16 protein-coding genes are annotated in these 16,502 nt (G+C 73.2%); 7 read left to right on the top strand and 9 right to left on the bottom strand.

Going from position 1 to position 16,502, the window contains the following annotated elements:
• Positions 1-97: 97 nt before the first annotated feature.
• Together ABFX81_RS35035 and ABFX81_RS35040 are read left to right on the top strand one after the other, a co-directional pair.
• Positions 98-283, top strand: a complete 186-nt coding sequence (locus ABFX81_RS35035) for a hypothetical protein (protein ID WP_086852302.1) — start codon at positions 98-100, stop codon at positions 281-283.
• 54 nt (positions 284-337) lie between these two features.
• The gene (locus tag ABFX81_RS35040; protein ID WP_086852304.1) at positions 338-1,162 is read left to right on the top strand and encodes an EamA family transporter; all 825 of its coding nucleotides are present in this window, start codon (positions 338-340) and stop codon (positions 1,160-1,162) included.
• Positions 1,163-1,189: 27 nt separating this feature from the next.
• Here ABFX81_RS35040 and ABFX81_RS35045 read toward each other — a convergent pair whose 3' ends face one another.
• The 3 genes from ABFX81_RS35045 to ABFX81_RS35055 all read right to left on the bottom strand — a co-directional run bounded on the left by ABFX81_RS35045 (position 1,190) and on the right by ABFX81_RS35055 (position 4,693).
• Positions 1,190-2,170 (bottom strand): ornithine cyclodeaminase family protein, encoded by a 981-nt coding sequence (locus tag ABFX81_RS35045; protein WP_346139193.1) that lies wholly within the window; start codon positions 2,168-2,170, stop codon positions 1,190-1,192.
• A 28-nt stretch (positions 2,171-2,198) separates the two neighbouring features.
• Positions 2,199-3,548: an alpha-lytic protease prodomain-containing protein gene (locus tag ABFX81_RS35050; RefSeq protein ID WP_086855524.1), complete on the bottom strand. Its 1,350-nt coding sequence runs from the start codon at positions 3,546-3,548 to the stop codon at positions 2,199-2,201.
• Between the two features lie 116 nt (positions 3,549-3,664).
• Positions 3,665-4,693 carry a hypothetical protein gene (locus ABFX81_RS35055; RefSeq protein WP_086855525.1) on the bottom strand — a complete coding sequence of 343 codons (1,029 nt, stop codon included), beginning with the start codon at positions 4,691-4,693 and terminating at the stop codon, positions 3,665-3,667.
• 24 nt (positions 4,694-4,717) lie between these two features.
• On the opposite strand from ABFX81_RS35055, the gene ABFX81_RS35060 reads away from it, so the two are divergent.
• The 3 genes from ABFX81_RS35060 (at position 4,718) to ABFX81_RS35070 (ending at position 7,902) form a co-directional block, all read left to right on the top strand.
• Positions 4,718-5,896, top strand: a complete 1,179-nt coding sequence (locus ABFX81_RS35060) for an aminotransferase class I/II-fold pyridoxal phosphate-dependent enzyme (protein ID WP_086855526.1) — start codon at positions 4,718-4,720, stop codon at positions 5,894-5,896.
• A gap of 46 nt (positions 5,897-5,942) precedes the next feature.
• Positions 5,943-6,329: a PPOX class F420-dependent oxidoreductase gene (locus ABFX81_RS35065; protein WP_086855527.1), complete on the top strand. Its 387-nt coding sequence runs from the start codon at positions 5,943-5,945 to the stop codon at positions 6,327-6,329.
• Positions 6,330-6,558: 229 nt separating this feature from the next.
• Positions 6,559-7,902, top strand: a complete 1,344-nt coding sequence (locus ABFX81_RS35070) for a Gfo/Idh/MocA family oxidoreductase (RefSeq protein WP_086855528.1) — start codon at positions 6,559-6,561, stop codon at positions 7,900-7,902.
• A gap of 12 nt (positions 7,903-7,914) precedes the next feature.
• Here ABFX81_RS35070 and ABFX81_RS35075 read toward each other — a convergent pair whose 3' ends face one another.
• Positions 7,915-8,328, bottom strand: a complete 414-nt coding sequence (locus ABFX81_RS35075; RefSeq protein WP_086855529.1) for a Zn-ribbon domain-containing OB-fold protein — start codon at positions 8,326-8,328, stop codon at positions 7,915-7,917.
• A gap of 149 nt (positions 8,329-8,477) precedes the next feature.
• Entirely contained in the window at positions 8,478-9,188 is a 711-nt protein-coding gene (locus ABFX81_RS35080; RefSeq protein ID WP_086855530.1) for a TetR family transcriptional regulator, read from the bottom strand.
• Between the two features lie 159 nt (positions 9,189-9,347).
• Between ABFX81_RS35080 and ABFX81_RS35085 the strand changes: the two genes are divergently transcribed.
• Positions 9,348-10,040, top strand: a complete 693-nt coding sequence (locus ABFX81_RS35085) for a peptidoglycan-binding domain-containing protein (protein WP_346139194.1) — start codon at positions 9,348-9,350, stop codon at positions 10,038-10,040.
• Between the two features lie 925 nt (positions 10,041-10,965).
• Positions 10,966-11,454 (top strand): flavin reductase family protein, encoded by a 489-nt coding sequence (locus tag ABFX81_RS35090; protein ID WP_346139195.1) that lies wholly within the window; start codon positions 10,966-10,968, stop codon positions 11,452-11,454.
• 266 nt (positions 11,455-11,720) lie between these two features.
• Here the strand turns inward: ABFX81_RS35090 and ABFX81_RS35095 are convergent, their stop codons facing one another.
• The 4 genes from ABFX81_RS35095 to ABFX81_RS35110 form a co-directional block, all read right to left on the bottom strand.
• Positions 11,721-14,117, bottom strand: coding sequence for a SpoIIE family protein phosphatase (locus tag ABFX81_RS35095; RefSeq protein ID WP_086852251.1), 2,397 nt, complete (start codon positions 14,115-14,117; stop codon positions 11,721-11,723).
• 100 nt (positions 14,118-14,217) lie between these two features.
• Positions 14,218-14,781: an antibiotic biosynthesis monooxygenase gene (locus ABFX81_RS35100; RefSeq protein WP_086852247.1), complete on the bottom strand. Its 564-nt coding sequence runs from the start codon at positions 14,779-14,781 to the stop codon at positions 14,218-14,220.
• A 43-nt stretch (positions 14,782-14,824) separates the two neighbouring features.
• On the bottom strand, positions 14,825-15,205 hold the full coding sequence (locus ABFX81_RS35105) for a hypothetical protein (RefSeq protein WP_190147024.1): 381 nt from the start codon (positions 15,203-15,205) through the stop codon (positions 14,825-14,827).
• A gap of 272 nt (positions 15,206-15,477) precedes the next feature.
• A complete protein-coding gene (locus ABFX81_RS35110; RefSeq protein ID WP_086852245.1) occupies positions 15,478-16,398 on the bottom strand; it encodes an SIS domain-containing protein in 921 nt (306 codons plus the stop codon).
• Between the last annotated feature and the right edge of the window lie 104 nt (positions 16,399-16,502).

Consider the following 16,502-nt stretch of genomic DNA (forward strand, 5'->3'; position numbering starts at 1 on the left):
GGCTCACGTTTACTGGGAGATGGACGTGATCAGCAACACTGTCCGGAATGACCGTTTAACTCACGATTACTCACATCGTCTTCACGTGCGGCGACGTATGCTTCACAGCATGTCCACCACTGTTGAAACCTCTTCCCAGCGAACGGCTGACGAGGTCAACGAGGAGATCCGGGCCCTGTGGCGCCGGTCGGGCGGGACACTGAGCGTCGAGCAGCGCGAGGAGTACCAGCGGCTCGTCCTGGAGTGGGCCTCCGCGGCCCCGCAGTCCGCGCCCGCGGCCTGAGCGTCAGCCAGGTCCTGACGCATCGGACCCTCGTCCCGGGGCACCCCTCATCGAATGGGTGCCCTTCTCGCACTTTCCTCGGCCGTCGTCTACGGCATCGTCGACTTCGCCGGCGGCCTGCTGTCCCGGCACATCCACCACGCCGCCGTCACCTTCCTCGGCCAGCTCGGCGGGCTGCTGCTCGCCTGCGCCGCCGCACTCCTCATGCCCGCGGACGCCGTCCACACCGCCGACCTGCTCTGGGGCGCGCTGTCCGGCGTCGGCAGCGGCGTCGCCATGCGGTTCCTCAACCGCGGGCTGAGTCAGGGCGCGATGAGCGTCGTGGTGCCCGTGAGCGCCGTCACGGGCGTCGCGCTCTCGGTGCTGTGCGGCGTGCTCGTCCTCGGCGACCGCCCGGGGGCCCTGGCCTGGCTCGGCATCGCCGTGACGGTCCCCGCGCTGTGGTTCGTCTCCGGAGGCGGGGGCGGCTCGGGCAAGGGGACGGCGGACGGACTGCTCGCCAGCGCGGGCGTGACCGTGCAGTACCTCGCTCTGGGCCAGGCCGGCCCCGGCAGCGGGCTGTGGCCCGTCGCCGCGGGCCGTGTCGCCGCGGTCCTCGTCCTCCTGCCGGATGCCGTCCGCCACGCCCGCCGGCTGAAGCTGCCGCCGGGCCGCTGCGTCCAGGCCCTCCTCATCGGGGCCGGTGCGGCCCTCGGCCTCGTGCTGTATCTGCTCGCCGCCCAGCGCCAGTTGCTGGCCGTCGCCGTCGTCATCGCGTCCCTCTACCCGGCGCTGCCCGTCATCCTCGGCCTCGCCCTCCTGCACGAGCGGATCAGCCGACGCCAGGCGCTGGGGCTGCTGGGGGCGGGGGCGGCGACGGTCCTGCTCACACTGGGGTGAGGCAGGGCCGCCCTGGCGCAGGCATGCTTACGCGTCGCCCTCGTCCTTCGGTGGCGAGTGGAACCGGAAACCGACGCCTACCCCGTCCCGCAGCGCTGTCTGATAGGCGGCCCAGGAGAGTGCGAGATCCTGCCATGGCAGGCCGACCGGGGTGTAGACCGTCACCTGCTCGGCGTCGGTCCGCGCCGGGACGGTCCCGTCGATGATCCGGCCCAGCACGGCCGCGGCATCCTCCCGGCGCAGGCCCGCGCTGCCCAGCGCGCCGGACGTCATCGCCAGGTCGAGGTCGTCCACGATGACCCGGGCGTGCCGCAGCAGCCCGGTGTCCAGTTCCACCTTGCCCGGTTCGTCCGCTCCCAGCGAGGTGATGTGCGAGCCCGCCCGGACGTCCGGGCGGTGCAGGAGCGGTTGGCGGGACCAGGTCGCGGTGACGACGCTGTCACAGCTCCGGGCGACTTCTCGCGCGCTGCCGACGACCTGGCACGTGAGTCCGGCCCGTTGCCAGACCTCGGCCATCCGGTGAGCCCGGCCGTCGTCGGCGTCGTGGATGACGACTCGTTCGACCGTGCGCAACCGGGTCAGCCCGCGCAGCGTCATGTCCGCCTGGGCTCCGGCGCCGATGATCCCCACAGCGCGTGCTCCCGCCGGGCTGAGCAGGTCGGTGGCCAACGCCGCCGACAGCCCGGTCCGCCACGCGGTCACGAAGGCGGAGTCCAGCAGTGCGAGCAGCTCCCCGGTCTCCAGGTCGTGGAGACAGACGATGCCGGAGATCGCCGGGTCGGCCCCGGGGAACTTGGCGTTCACCTTGACCGTGTAGGCGGGGATGCCGGGCAGCAGCCCCGGCAGCAGTACGGCGATACTCCCGGAGGACGTCGGCAGACTCTGGCGCACGCGCTGCGGGGAGGTCCGCGTCGCGAGGGCCGCGACGAAGCCCTGGCGCAGGGCTGGGACCATGGCCTGCGGCGTGACCACCCGCTGAAGCTCGGTGGCGCCGAGCAGTACGGTCATGAGGCGTCCTCACCCGGACTGACGGACGTCATCCCCAAGTAGCCGAGTAGTACTGCCGATACGCCTTGCGGTCCTGCTCCGCGCGGATCCAGCGGGTCGCCACCAGGGCGACGAGGCTGCCCGCGATGACCAGCAGGCCGGGGCCCACGTTGCGCGGGTCGGTGAGGCGGGTCAGCAGGCCCGACACGTCCTCGCCCGTGACCGGTGCCGACGAGCCGGGGGAGGCGGCGCCCTGCGAGGCAGACGGTGCCGGGGAGGCGCCGGTGGCGCCACCGGCCTGCTTGGCCACGATCAGCTTGACCCCCAGCTCGGTCAGCGCCTTCGTCACCGGCTGGAAGAACGTCGTGCCGCCCGCCGCGCAGTCCCCGCTGCCCCCCGACGTCAGGCCGAGCGCGACGCCGTCGGCGAACATCGGGCCGCCGCTGTCACCGGGTTCGGCGCACACGTTCGTCTCGATGAGGCCGGTGACCGTGCCCTCGGGGTAGTTGACCGTCGCGTTCAGCGCGGTCACCTCCCCCTCGCGCAGCCCGCTCGTGCTACCGCTGCGGAAGATCTTCTGCCCGACCTCCGCATCGGCCACGCCCGTGATCCGCACGCCCTTGCCGCCACCGACCGCCACGACGTCCGCGCCCTCGCCCGCGCGACCGCTGTCGTACTTCACCAGCGAGTAGTCGTCGCCGGGGAAGCTCCCCTTGAGCGATGTGCCGACCTGTTCCCGGCCCCGGTCGTCGGCGAACCAGACGGAACCGTCGGGCCCGCAGTGCCCGGCCGTGAGGATGAAGTCGGTCTTCCCGTCGGTCACGTTGAAGCCCGCCGAACAGCGCCCGGCGGTCGACAGGATCGGCTCCGCGCCGTTGATCCGCGTCGTGAACGTGCCCTCGGTGCGCTCCATGCGCACGAAGCCGCCGATGCCCTCCGCGACGTCGGTCAGCCGGGACCAGTCGGAGGCGGAGACGGTGCGGTCGCCCCGTACCACCACCTCGTTGCTCTTGTAGTCCAGGGCCCAGGCGGTACCGGGCACCCGGGGCGCCGAACGCAGCGTCGCCGTGGCGGACTTGAGGTCGCTCATGCTGTGGCGCACCATCTTCGCCTGCGCACCGGCGCGCTCGACCTCGTCGGCCGCCTTCTCGTCCGTGACGGCGACGACCGGCCGGCCGGCGGAGTCGACCCAGCTGCCCGCCGTGCGGGAGGTGCCGAGCCGGGACACGAGGTCGGTGCCCATGCTCGTGGCCGGCTGCGCCGAGTACGGGACCCCGATCGTTGGGTCCGGGGGCTCGCTCGCCACGGCGCGTGTGACCATCGCTCCTCCGAGGAGGAGTCCGCCGACGGCCGCCAGCCGTGTCACTCGCCGGACGACCCGTCGTCGTGCGTGCCTCATGCATGGCTCCCGAACCAGAACAACACGGTGTGAACACCGCGGGGCACTCCTTGAGTTGAGTGCCCTCTTCCCATACGGGGCGCAGCCGTGCCGTGTTCAGCGCACGCGTGATCTCTTCACCGCCGGACGGCGGCAGGGGCGGTCGGCCCACAGTCCGCCGGGGCGGCGAGCAGGGCCCGGCTGCGCGCGTCGCCCCACACCGAGGCCGGGTCGACGTAGGGCCGCAGCAGGGCGGTGAGCGCGGGGTCGCCGCGCCCGTTCAGCTCGTCGGAGGCGATCTTGCGGGCGATCCCGGCGAGGAAGTCCGCCACCTGCACCCGGGCGTCCTCGCGCGCGACGACCAGCCGCAGCCCGGCCAGGCCGACCCCCGCCTGCCGGGCCGCTTCCTCGATCCAGGCGATGCGGTCCGGTGTCAGCATGTTCTGCCGGTCGTGCACCAGCCGGACCGGCCGCCCGTCGCCGCTCCACAGCGCGGCCGTCCGGACGATCGCCGGGAGCAGCGGGTTGAGCACCGGGATCAGGGGCGGCCCGTCCAGGAACGCCGCCCGGTAGGACACCGCGCGGGGCCGGGTCGCGGCCAGCCGCTCCAGGATCGCCGTCGCGTCGGTGTCCGGGCGGGCTCGCCGCAGGGCGTCGACCGTGTCGTAGAAGCCCTCCACGGGGGCGCCCGGTTCCCCGTTGTTGCGGACCCGCAGCAGCTGGTTGGCCGCCTCCAGGAAGGTCCGCCAGCCGTCCTCGCCGAAAGCCCTGCGGCCCTCGCGGAACAGGGCGACGGCCTGGCCCGGGTCACCCAGCAGCAGACCGACGGCCCGGTCCACCACGAAGAAGGATTTTTCCATGAGGTGCACCCGCGCCCGCCCGTGGATCGGCCCGTCAGGCGCGAGCAGCCACTCCAGCACCGCGCGGTGCTTCTCCCGCAACAGGTGGTTCGCCTTGTACTCCTCGGCCGGTGAGCGGATCCGGTCCCGGATCTCCCGTACGGCCGCCGCCGCCGTCGCCTCGGACAGCGACATACTGGCGTGCGCGAACACGTCCGTGTTCCCGCCGGTGAGGTTCTCGCCGTCCGACCCGGACTCGTCGCAGGCGATCTCTAGGAAGGGGCCCTCGGCCCCTCCCCGCTCCCCGTCCTCACGATTCCCGCTCACTGCACAGCCCCCTATCGTGTGCCCATGACCAGGATCCCGCACGAGACGTCCGGTGAACCGAATCCCCTGCATGCCCTCACTCTCGACCTTCTCCGCCGCCGTACGAGCATGAAGTGGCGCACCTACCCCGAGGACGTGCTGCCCCTGTGGGTGGCCGAGATGGACGTGCCGCTCGCCGAGCCCGTCGTGCGCGCCGTCACCGAGGCGCTCGACCTCGGCGACACCGGCTACCCCGCCGGTACGGCCTACGCTCAGGCGCTGGCCGCCTTCGCCGGGAAGCGGTGGAACTGGGACGGGCTCGCCGTGGAGCGCACCGCGATCGTGCCCGACGTCATGCTGGGCGTCGTCGAGATGCTCAAGCTGGTCACCGGACACAGGGACGCGGTGGTCGTGAACCCGCCGGTGTACCCGCCGTTCTACCAGTTCGTCGAGCACATGGACCGGCGCGTGCTGGAGGCTCCGCTCGGGGCGGACGGGCGCATCGACCTCGGCGTCCTGGAGGAGACCTTCCGGCAGGCGGTGGCGGGCGGAGGACGGGCCGCCTTTCTGCTGTGCAGCCCCCACAACCCGACCGGCACCGTGCACACCGCCGAGGAACTGTCCGCGGTCGCCGCGGTCGCCGAGCGGTACGGCGTCCGCGTCGTCGCCGACGAGATCCACGCGCCGCTCGTGGTCGGGGACACGGACTTCGTGCCGTACCTCAGCGTGCCGGGCGCCGAACGCGGGCTGTCGCTGATGTCGGCCTCGAAGGCGTGGAACCTGGCCGGGCTCAAGGCCGCCCTCGCGATCGCCGGTCCCGGGGCCGGTGCCGACCTGGCCAGGATGCCCGAGGAGGTCGGGCACGGCCCGAGTCACGTCGGCATCATCGCCCACACCGCCGCCCTGAGCGACGGCGTCGCCTGGCTGGACGCCCTGCTGTCCGGACTGGACGCCAACCGGCGGCTGCTCGCCGATCTGCTGGCCGAGCACCTGCCCGAGATCCGCTACCGCCCGGGCGACGCCACCTACCTCGCCTGGCTCGACTGCCGCGCGCTCGGCCTCGGTGACGACCCGGCGGACACCTTCCTGCACCGCGGCCGCGTGGCCCTCAACTCCGGCCTTCCCTTCGGCACGGGCGGCGCCGGACACGTCCGCCTCAACCTGGCGACCTCGCCGGAGGTGATCGGGGAGGCGGTGCGGCGCATGGCCGCCGCGCCGCACTGAAACCCGAGGGGCACGCCGCGCGGAACGCGCTCGTACACTGCCCGTCATGGACGACAGTGCGCTGGACGAACTGGGCGCGGGCAAGTACCTGCTGATCACCAGCTACCGCAGAAACGGTACGCCGGTCGCCACCCCGGTCTGGGTGGTGCGCGACGGGAACGCGCTCGGCGCCTGGACGCCGGCCGACTCCTGGAAGGTGAAGCGGATCCGCAACCGCGCCGACGTCCTGGTCGGCCCCTGCGACCTGCGCGGCAACCCCACCGGCGAGCAGGTGCCCGCGACGGCGGAGATCTGCGACCCGGACACCACCGCCCGCTACCGGCAGCTGATCGCCCGCAAGTACGGCCTCACCGGCCGGCTCACCCTGCTCGGCAGCCGGCTGCGCCGGGGCCTGGACGGCACGGTGGGCATCCGCGTCACTTTGACGGGCTGACCCCGGCTTGGGCGCGCGCCTTCCCGCGCTGACTCGGCATCGGCGCGCGGGATTCCCGCCCCGCCTGCCCGGCCCGCCCGCGGTGACGCCGTACGAGGCGATGCCCTACGGGACCCCGGCTTCGCCGCACGCGCCCTGACGCACTGACAGCCGCTTCGGCACACACTTCCGGCAAGCGCTTTCCGCGGCGGGGGAGTGGACGGCCCGTCCCCGGGACAGACCACCTGTCATGAGCCGAACTCCCGTCCTGCGCGCAGCCGTCGTCGGCACGGGCCACCGGGCCCAGCTCTTCACCCGGGGCCTCGCCGAACGCCCCGGCCACCGCGTGGCCGCGCTGTGCGACCCCAGCCCGACCCGGATGGCCTTCCACAACCGGCTGCTGACCGAGACCGGCGCGCCGGCCGCCACCACGTGGGAGCCCGACCGCTTCACCGACCTGCTCGCCGAGGAGGACATCGACGAGGTCGTCGTCACCACCGTCGACGCCGAGCACGACCGCTACATCGTCCCGGCCCTGAAAGCGGGCTGCCGGGTCGTCACCGAGAAACCGATGACCGTCGACGCCGAGCGCTGCACCCGCATCCTCGACACCGTCCGCGAGACCGGCAACCGTCTGACCGTCGCCTTCAACTACCGCTTCAACCCCGTGCACGAGAAGGTCCGCGCCCTGCTCGCCGAGGGTGCGATCGGCGAGGTGCTGTCGGTCCACTTCGAGTGGCTGCTCGACGTACGGCACGGCGCCGACTACTTCCGCCGCTGGCACCGCGAGAAACACCACAGCGGCGGCCTGATGGTGCACAAGTCCTCGCACCACTTCGACCTGGTGAACTGGTGGCTCGCCGACGAGCCCCGGGAGGCCTTCGGCTACGGGCGGCTCGGCTTCTACGGCCGCGAGGCGGGGGAGCGGCACGGACTGCGCCGGGACTACGACCGCGCCCACGGCGCCGACCGGGCCGCCGACGACCCCTTCGCCCTGGACCTCGCGGCCAACGACACCCTGCGCGCCCTCTACCTGGACGCCGAGCGCGACGACGGCTACCTGCGCGACCGGAACGTCTTCGACGGGCCGATCACCATCGAGGACGACATGTCCGTCCTCGTGCGCTACGCGCGCGGCGCGACGATGACGTACCACCTGACCGCCTACTCCCCGTGGGAGGGCTACCGCGTGATGTTCAACGGCAGCGCGGGCCGGCTGGAACTGGAGGTCGAGGAGAGCCGCTGGCAGCCGCCCCTGACCCGGGTCACCTCCGCTGCGGGTGCCGTGCACGGGGACACGGTGGCGGAGCACGCGGGCGGCGCCCGCCTCACCCTGCGCCCGCTGTGGCGGCCCCCGGTGGACGTGCCGCTCGCGGTCGCCCACGAGGCCCACGGCGGCGGCGACCCCCGCATGCTCGACGCGCTGTTCGGACCCGTCGGCCCCACCCGCGCGCCGGACACCGCGGCGGCGACCCATCCGACGGCCACCGAACGCGACGGGGCACTCGCCCTGGCGGTCGGTCTCGCGGCCAACCGGAGCTTCGAGACGGGACGGCCCGTGCGCACCGGCGAACTGCTCCCCGGGATCCGGTGACCGGACCGCCCGTCAGGTCCAGGCCCGGTACGGCTCGTCGATCAGCTGGAAGACCGGCTCACCCCGTACCGGGTCCTTGGCGGTCGACAGCCGCACCCGGTCCCCGCTGTGGATGCCGATGGGCGGGCCCATGACCCGGCCGCGTACGACGAAGCCCTCGGCCATCTCGATCAGGGACACGTTGCGGGCCGCCGGGGTGTTGCGGTGCACCACCGTGGAGTGGCGGACGGTCCCCACGCCCTCGCTGCGCTCCGTCCGCAGGTCGCTGCCGCGGCAGACGGGACAGAGCACCCGGTGGTACATGGCGGTGCCGCACCAGGTGCAGCGCTGGAAGAGGATGGCCTCCGTGGCCGGGCCCCTCGGGTCGAGCAGACCCGTCGGGGAGCCGGCTGCCTGCTGAGCGACGCTTCCTGAGTGGTGGTACACGCTGTCAACTCCCTGCACTCGGCCGGAATCCCGTGTGCGGTCGCCCGCGCACAGGTGTGCCCGGTTCGCCGTGCCACCGCGCACGCAGCCCAGAGTATGGCACTCAGTGCCACTCGTAAAGGCACTCCGTTCCCTCAATGTGCGGACCCTCAGCCCCGCCCCAGCGTCGACTCGATCTCCTGCACGACCCGCCACAAGGGCGCGTCGCGCCGGGACACGACGACCACGACGTCCTCGGGCTGCTCCCCGGCAGGAGGCACCGGCGTGCCGCCGAACGCGGACTGCACGTACGCGAGCGCGTGGTCCACCGTGGCGCTCGCGTCGTCCTGCCCGTCCGAACGCAGCCAGGAGCGCAGCGCGTTGTTGTGCGCCGCCACCACCGCCGCCGCGATCACATCGGCCTGGAGGGTGCCGTCCCGGCGGGCCGCGAAACGCCGGCGCAGATACTCGGCCAGGGCACGCTCGTAGCGCCACACGACCGACAGCTCGTAGGCGCGCAGGCCCGGGACCTGCTTGGTGAGGCGGTAGCGCTGCACGGAGAACGTCGGGTTCTCGGCGTACATCCGCAGCACGAGCCGGGCCGCGTCGCACACCCGCCGCACGGGTTCCTCGTCGCCGCCGCCCCCCGCGAGGAAGGCCGTCATGTCGGCCAGGCACCGCTCGTGGTCCGGGAAGACCACGTCCTCCTTGGACGGGAAGTAGCGGAAGAACGAGCGCCGTCCGACGCCGGCCAGCGTCACGATGTCGTCGATGGTGGTCTGCTCGTAACCCCGCTCGAGGAACAGCTGGAAGGCCGCCGCCACCAGGGCGTCCCGCATGGGCGGCTTTCCGGTCCCGGGGTCGGCTTTCTCGGAGCTCATGAGCGGGAACGTAGCACCCGGAAGGGTACGCATGGCACTCAGTGCGCTCTCCGGGAGGAACCGAGTTCCCTCTGAACCCCTGGCCCGGCAGCCGCGTATCTAGCGGCAGGACGATCCCCGAAGACGGGCGCCCCCGAACCCGGACGGAAGGAGAGTAGCGTGTCGACACCGTCCGAGCCCCGGCAGCCGCACGACGGACCGGCCCTCGAACCCATCCGCGTCCTGCGGCCCCGCCGCACCGACGCACTCGCGGAACTGATGCGGGAATACCGCGAGGAGATCGGCTCGGCCCCGGGCGGCAACGAGCCCCGCGGCTACGAGTCCGTCGCGCTGCCCCGGCCGACGGCCGGCTCCGAGGACCTGACACAGGAAATCCCGCCCCTCGGCCGCGAGAGCGGATACGGCCGTGCCGGGCCCGGACCAGGACTGCGCCGCGCGGCCGTCGCGGTGGCCGTCGTCGCGGCCGCGGTGCTCGGCTTCGGCGGTGCGGCCCTTCTGCTCCCAGGCGAGAACACCGACGACAAGGCGGCGGCGCCCGCTCCCCGCCCCACCGCGTCCGCCTCCGCCGCCGCCCCCACCCCTACACCCACCCCGCCGGCCGCCGACCCCGACGGACCGGGCACCCTCCGCGAGGGAGCCACCGGCCCCGAGGTGACCGAACTCCAGGAACGCCTCCTGCGCATCCCGGACGTCTACCGCGACGGCTCCACCAGCGGCCGCTACGACCCCACACTGACCGCGGCGGTCGCCCGCTTCCAACTCTGGTACGGCATCCGCGGCGACGAAACCGGCGTCTACGGCAACGACACCCGCCTCGCCCTGGAGTCCCGCACGGCACCGGTGGTCGACTGACCCGCCCTTGCCCGCGGGGCGGCATCGCCGGCAATGGGGCAGTCCCGCGGCCGGCACGGGCGCCGGACATCCCGGACGTCGGACGGTACTGGTGGCCGACTGCCGGGTGGGACTACACGCCTCCACCGCCTCCAGTTCCGCCCGGCGTCCCTGCCCTGCCCGCGGGGCGGCATCGCCGGAAGCGGAGCAGTCCCGCGGCCGGCACGGACGCCGGACACCGCGGACGCCGGACGGTACGCATGTCGGGCGGCACCGGCGCCGGCCTGGTCGTCGCGCGGCCCGGGCCTCGCGCGGCCGGGCGCCGGGTCGCCGGGGCGTGGGCTGGTCCGGCGGCCCGGGGCGTACCGTCCGCCGAACGGCGTCGTCCCGCCGGTAAGCACACCCGTCGGCGTGGTGGCGTCGTTCGGCTGGTCTGGGCGTTGTGCGGCGTGGGTGGCCAGGGGCTTGGTTGTGGGGTGGCCTTGGGCTGCGCCGTCCGCTGGTTGCACCCGTCGGCTTGGCGGCGCTGTCCGGCTGGTCTGGGCGTCGTGTGGAGGTGGGTGGCCGGGGGGCGTGGGGTGGCCTGGGGGCTGGGCGGTGCCGACTCGCCGGTTGGCACCCGTCGGCCTCACGGCGCCGCCCGCCCAGCCCTGATGACGCCCAGCCCTGATGACGCCCAGCCCTGATGACGCCCAGCCCTGATGCCGCCCAGCCCTGACGGCCGCAGGCCCCGGCGCCGGACCCCCAGTCAGGGGCCGGTCCGAAGCCGGGCGGCAGCGACCGCCCGGCTGCATCGGCCCCTCGTACGCACCCGTCGGACCGACGGCGCCACCCCGCAGCCGGCGGCGGCCCGGGGCATCGCCCCCCGGGATGGCACCCGCCCACCCGACATGGTGAGGTGATGCCGAGACGACGTAGGACGCGAGGGCGAGGGAGTGGTGTGAGCATGGCGGGCATGGACGCGTTCATCGGGCGGCTGGACCCCGAGATGTGCGTGGTCACGGCCGTCGCGGGCGGTGAACGGGCGGGGTGCCTGGTCGGATTCGCCTCGCAGTGCTCGATGCGGCCCGTGCGCTTCGTGGTGTGGCTGTCCGAGGTGAACCACACCTTCCGGGTGGCCCGGGACGCCGAGGTGCTCGCCGTGCACCTGCTCGCACGTGAACAGCACGCCCTCGCCGAGCTGTTCGGCGGGCGGACCGGAGACCGGACGGACAAGTTCGAGGGGCTCCGGCTGCGAGAGGCGTACGGCGGGGCCGTCGTGCTGGAGGACGTCCCGGCCTGGTTCGTCGGCCGGATCGTCACGCGCGCGGGCGGCGGCGACCACATCGGCTTCGTCCTCGACCCCGTCGAGTGGGGCGGACACGAGGCGTACGACGGGCCGCTGCTGCGCCTCTCCGGCGCCCTCACCATCGACCCAGGTCACCCGGTCGACTGAGCCGGCCCCCGGTGGGTCGAACACCGGGCAACGCCCGGGACAAGAAGCGTGACGCCGGGCCCGCCGGGCGTCATCCTGAGCCGGGGCGACGACGCACGAGGCGCCCCGCCCGCCGACAGAAGGCCACGCCCATGAACGGCTCCCGCATCCCGGGCCTGGTGCTGCCCAGCCTGTTCCTGCTGGCCCTGGTCGTGGGCCTGTGGTGGTACTGGCGGCACCGCGGCGACTCGTGAACGGCGAACGGGCCGTCCCTGCACCTCTCGCACCTACACCTCTCGCATCCTGGGAACCCGGACGTCGACGACGCACACGTCGTCCCGCCGCTCGTCCGGCAGCATCCGCGCCAGCAACTGCCCCAGTGACCCCGGCCCCTCGGCGTGCGGGGCGGCCACCGCGTCGGCGAGACGTTCCAGACCCCGGTCGATGCTCTCCGGGGGGTGCTCGACCAGGCCGTCGGTGAACAGGACGAGCCGGTCGCCCGGGAGGAGACGGCACTCCGCCTCCTCGAAGACCGGCGTCGCGGTCGCGCCCAGCAGCATGCCCTTGGGGCGGTCGAGATACCGCACCTCACCGTCCCTGAGCAGCAGCGGCGGGGGATGCCCCGCCTGGGCCCAGACCAGCCGGCGCTGCCGGTGCTCGTACCGGGCCAGCACCATCGTGGCCGTCGCGTGGGAGTCACGGGAGTGCAGCAGCAGCGTGTTCAGCCGGGCCAGCGCGCCGGTCAGCGACGAACCCGTGATGACCATGCCCTTCGCGGTGAAGCGGAGCTGCGCCATCGTGGCGACGGCGTCGACACCGTGCCCGGCGACATCGCCGACCACCAGCAGAGCGTCCCCGTCGGGCAGTTCCACGGCGCTGAACCAGTCACCGCCGACGTGCACCCCCGACTGGGCGGGCAGATAGGCGACCTCGACGCGCAGTCCCGCCAGGTGCACCGGCCGGTTGGCCAGGGGCAGCAGCGCCTGCTGGAGCCGGGACGCCAGGGTCCGCTCGGCCTGGAGCACGTCGTGCTGCGTGAGGATCGCCTGCTCGCTCTCGACCAGGGCCAGCTCCGCCCGCCGCCGGGCGGTCATGTCCTGGACGACACCGTGCACCTCGACAGGCGTGCCGTGCATGTCGGCCACGGCCTCGGCCACGAGACGCAGATGCCGGATACCGCCGCTCGTCCTGACCCGGAACGGCAGGTCGAACGCCCGCCCCTCCTGGAGGAGCGCGCGGACGGCGCGGGTCAACGCGGGCGCGTCCTCGGGCAGCGCGAGCTCCGGCAACGCGGTGAGCCGCACCGGGCCGTGCGCGGGGTCCCGGCTGAAGATGGCGAACACCTGGGTCGACCAGGAGGCCTCCTGGGTCGCCAGGTTCCAGTTCGCCCAGCCGAGGTTGCCCAGCCGCTGGAGGTCCGCCAGCCGCTGCTCCTGCCGGTCGGAGGAGCCGTGCCGGATCCAGCTGACGACCAGCGCGTCGTCCAGCCGAGCCACCCGCGCCGAGTACGTGGACAGCGCCGCGATGCCCGCCACGACCTCCTCGTGCGCGAACGGTTCACTCTCGTACGGCTCCCCGGTGGTCAGTGTGCGCAGGCAGCCCTGCCACAGCGGCTCCTCCGTCAGGGCCGGCCGGAATTCCAGCAGCCGCCGCCCCGCCAGCTCCTCACCGGCGCGGCCCAGCAGGTCACCCGCCCGTGTGGTCGCGGCCTCCACCCGGAAGTCCTCGGGGTCGCCCGACGCGTCCCTCAGCGGAGTGAGCAGCATCGCCGCGATCGGCAGCGCGTCGAACAGCGCCTGCACCGCGTCCGTGGTGGCGTCGCCGGTCCGCTCGGGCGGTGCGTCGAAGGCGCGCAGCCGGCCGGCGCACAGCCCGGTGACGCCCCGCAGATGGGCCTGGTCGCGATCCGTGAACGACCCGGCACGGCCGCGCAGCACACCGATGCAGACGTGGGCCGGGCCCGCGGCGGGCACGGGCAGCCAGGCGCGCGACCGCCACCGCTCGGGCGGGTCACCGATCAGCAGTTCCCGCCGCTCGTGCGTGGCGACGTCCTCCAGCCAGCACGGTTCGCCCCTTCGCAGCGCGTCCAGCGCCGGGATGCCGCTCAGCGGCGGCACCTGGCTCCACTGGGCGGCGAGCTGGTCGTCGATGCCGGCGTGCCCGATCAGTCCGAGTCCGCCGTCGGGCCTGCGGGCGTAGATCATGATGGCGTCGGCCGCCATGTCGGGCGCGAGATGCTCCAGCAGACAGCGGGCGAGGTCGTGCGGTGTCATCACCCGAACGAGGGCTTGCCCGAGGCGGGCCAGGGCGACGGCGACATCGTCGGGCGCGGCCGTCTCCGGCAGGACGTCGGAGCCGAAGCAGGGGGTGTCGGTGCCGAGGGGCTCGGCCGCCTCGCCCGGGCCGGGCGCCGTGGGCGCCAGGGATCCCAGCGTGATCCAGCACTCCTCCAGGAGGGTGTGGCGCGCCGCCTTGGCCCGCTGGAGCAACCGCTCGTCCGCCGCGTCCGCGGAACACCCGGTCAGCGCCATCACCGCGCCCTTGGCCCGTTCCACGACAGCCGACATCGCCGCCTGATCGCGCAGCCGGTCCAGCTCGGCGCGCTGCCGGGCGACGATCTTGGCCAGTTCGACCAGGTCCGGTGCGGCACCGGGCTCCGCCGGCGTCACGGGCTCGCTCGTCACGCGTTGAGCATCGCACACCCGCGCCGGTTCGAAGACGGCCTTGGACAACGGACTGCTCCCGCATCCCGCCAGCCACAACGGTCACATCAGCCTCGGACCGTCAGTGGCCGTCGCGCGGATACAGCCACAGCCGCAGCAGCCGGCTGAGCCTCGGCATGACGAGGTACGTCAGCACCGGCAGCAGCACCAGCGGGAACACGGCGGCCCGCAGCGGCAGCGGCCAGCCGGTGGTGTGCGGCGTCACCAGCCACTGGATGAGCAGGGTGAACGGATAGGCGCCGAGGAACGTCGTGAGGACCATCTTCCACCGGGGCGGGGCCTGCACGCTGGTGCCGGGCAGGCTGAACCAGGTCTCCATACCGGTCGTCGACTGGCGTTCGCTGCTGACCTCGGTGGCGATGTCCTCGATCCGCCGGTGCCAGTGAGCGCGCTCCTCGGACTCCAGCCAGGCGGCGAGCCGGTGCTGGTCGGACCAGCGCAGCACCGCGTGGTAGCGGTGGCCGTCCTCCGGCGTGAGCCAGGAGACGCCCTCGTTGCCCGGGAACTGTCTGGCGCAGCGGGTGATGCCGTGCGTCCACTCCTCGAACTGCCGCTCCCGGCCGGGACGCACCTGCCAGGTCAGAACCGTGGTCACCGGCTCGCGCCGGACTTCGGTGGTGCTCATTCCCTCACGTGTGCCACGCACACCGCGGGTCATGCCCCACGCGTCACGGCTGGCGATTGGCCTCCACCAGGGCCTGGGTGACCGCCCGGACGCTGCGCGCGATGTGCTGCAACTGCATGACCTCGGCCGCGTACAGCTTGATCGTGTGCTCGATGACGCCCTCGTGCAGACCGAGTCCGGGCAGGTCGGCGCGGGCGGTCTGGAGGGCGGTGCGGGCGACCCTGATCTCCTGCTGCACCTGGATCTGGGCGTGCCGGGCGAGCAGGACGGGGTGGCGGATGAACACGGGGTAGCCGGCGTAGCGCGCGGGCACCAGCTCGCGCAGCCACTTGGCCGCCGAGCGCTCCCAGTCGTAGCTCCCGGGGGTCTTGACCTGGCAGGGCCAGTCCGGGCTGATGCGCGTGGACGTCAGGGGCATGATCATCGCTTCCGGGTGTGCGGCGTCGTGAGGGTGGACGACGGGTCGGGGTGGCCCCGGCCTAGGGGATGACCGGGGCCGCCACGGACACCCGGGAAGCCGAAGCGGGTAGGAGCCGGCCCCTCGGGTGCGGAACGGATCCGGAACGGCCGGGTCGCGATCCGTGAGCAGTATTTATATATGCCATCCGGTTTTCAAGGCGCATGAAAACATTCATGCGCGCTTTGTTGTGGATGGTCCCCTTGTGCGGAGCCGAGGCGCGGCCCGGAGCGTGCCGCTCAGTCGCGCAGGAAGAAGTGATGCTGGTCGGCGACCTGTTCGTACTCCTCGAGCCGGGCCTGCGTCCGCTCCGGATCCGCGTCCGTCATGGCCTGGAGCAGCGCCGAGCACATCACGCCCGGGGCGGCGTAGGAGTCGAAGACCAGGCGCGATCCGGTCCCGAGGGCGAAGGTGACGTCGGCCTCGTCCGCGAGCGGTCCGAGAGCCAGGTCGGTGATCAGGGCGACCTTGAGCCCCGCGCCGCGCGCGACCCGGACCGCCGTCAGTGTCTCCTGCGCGTGCCGGGGCATGGAGAACGCCAGCACCCAGGTGCCGCCCGCCTCGCGCGACTGGAGCAGCGCGTCGTAGGCGACGCTCCCGCCCCTCGTCACGAGCCGCACGTCCGGGTGGATCCGGCGGGCGGCGTACGCGAAGTACTCGGCCAGCGAGACGGAGATGCGCAGGCCGAGGACCGTCAGCGGCGTCGAGGACGCCAGCTTGCGGCCGATGTCGATCACCGGGTTCGGGTCGGCGAGGTCCCGCCGCAGGTTCTCCAGGTTCTCGATCTCGGCGTCGACCGCCGCCTGCAGCTCGTTGCCCCGGTTCTCCTCGGCCGGGCCGCCGCCCGCGAGGGTGCCGAGCGCGATCGCCTGGAGCTTCTCCCGCAGCGCCGGGTAGCCGCTGAAGCCGACCGCCGAGGCGAACCGCGTCACCGAGGGCTGGCTCACGCCGACCCGGTCCGCGAGATCCGTGATGGAAAGGAACGCCGCCTCGGTGATGTTCTCGATCAGGTACTGGGCGATACGCCGCTGGCCCGGGGACAGCCGGGGCCGGTCGAAGAGCGCCCTGAGCTGGGCGGAGGGGGAGACCTCCGCTTCGGGTGGGGCCTTCCCCGAGGTGATCGCGGATGCCTGTGCGCGTGCCTGCTGCGGCGATGGCACCGGTGCGCCTCCTTCGTCTCCCGCGGACGTTCAACATAGCTCACGCCCCTTGGTGACCAGGGCTTCTTCACCCGGCACATGAGGTGCCCGGCAGATGGATACCC

The organism is Streptomyces coeruleofuscus (assembly GCF_039532725.1).
In the GTDB taxonomy this organism is placed as follows: domain Bacteria; phylum Actinomycetota; class Actinomycetes; order Streptomycetales; family Streptomycetaceae; genus Streptomyces; species Streptomyces coeruleofuscus.

Bases quoted from the DNA above. Each gene is read 5' to 3' on its own strand.
- ABFX81_RS35050 (WP_086855524.1), bottom strand. From the start codon at position 3,548: ATGAGGCACGCACGACGACGGGTCGTCCGGCGAGTGACACGGCTGGCG.
- ABFX81_RS35065 (WP_086855527.1), top strand. From the start codon at position 5,943: ATGGACGACAGTGCGCTGGACGAACTGGGCGCGGGCAAGTACCTGCTG.
- ABFX81_RS35060 (WP_086855526.1), top strand. From the start codon at position 4,718: ATGACCAGGATCCCGCACGAGACGTCCGGTGAACCGAATCCCCTGCAT.
- ABFX81_RS35080 (WP_086855530.1), bottom strand. From the start codon at position 9,188: ATGAGCTCCGAGAAAGCCGACCCCGGGACCGGAAAGCCGCCCATGCGG.
- ABFX81_RS35040 (WP_086852304.1), top strand. From the start codon at position 338: ATGGGTGCCCTTCTCGCACTTTCCTCGGCCGTCGTCTACGGCATCGTC.
- ABFX81_RS35100 (WP_086852247.1), bottom strand. From the start codon at position 14,781: ATGAGCACCACCGAAGTCCGGCGCGAGCCGGTGACCACGGTTCTGACC.
- ABFX81_RS35045 (WP_346139193.1), bottom strand. From the start codon at position 2,170: ATGACCGTACTGCTCGGCGCCACCGAGCTTCAGCGGGTGGTCACGCCG.
- ABFX81_RS35035 (WP_086852302.1), top strand. From the start codon at position 98: ATGCTTCACAGCATGTCCACCACTGTTGAAACCTCTTCCCAGCGAACG.
- ABFX81_RS35090 (WP_346139195.1), top strand. From the start codon at position 10,966: ATGGCGGGCATGGACGCGTTCATCGGGCGGCTGGACCCCGAGATGTGC.
- ABFX81_RS35070 (WP_086855528.1), top strand. From the start codon at position 6,559: ATGAGCCGAACTCCCGTCCTGCGCGCAGCCGTCGTCGGCACGGGCCAC.
- ABFX81_RS35105 (WP_190147024.1), bottom strand. From the start codon at position 15,205: ATGATCATGCCCCTGACGTCCACGCGCATCAGCCCGGACTGGCCCTGC.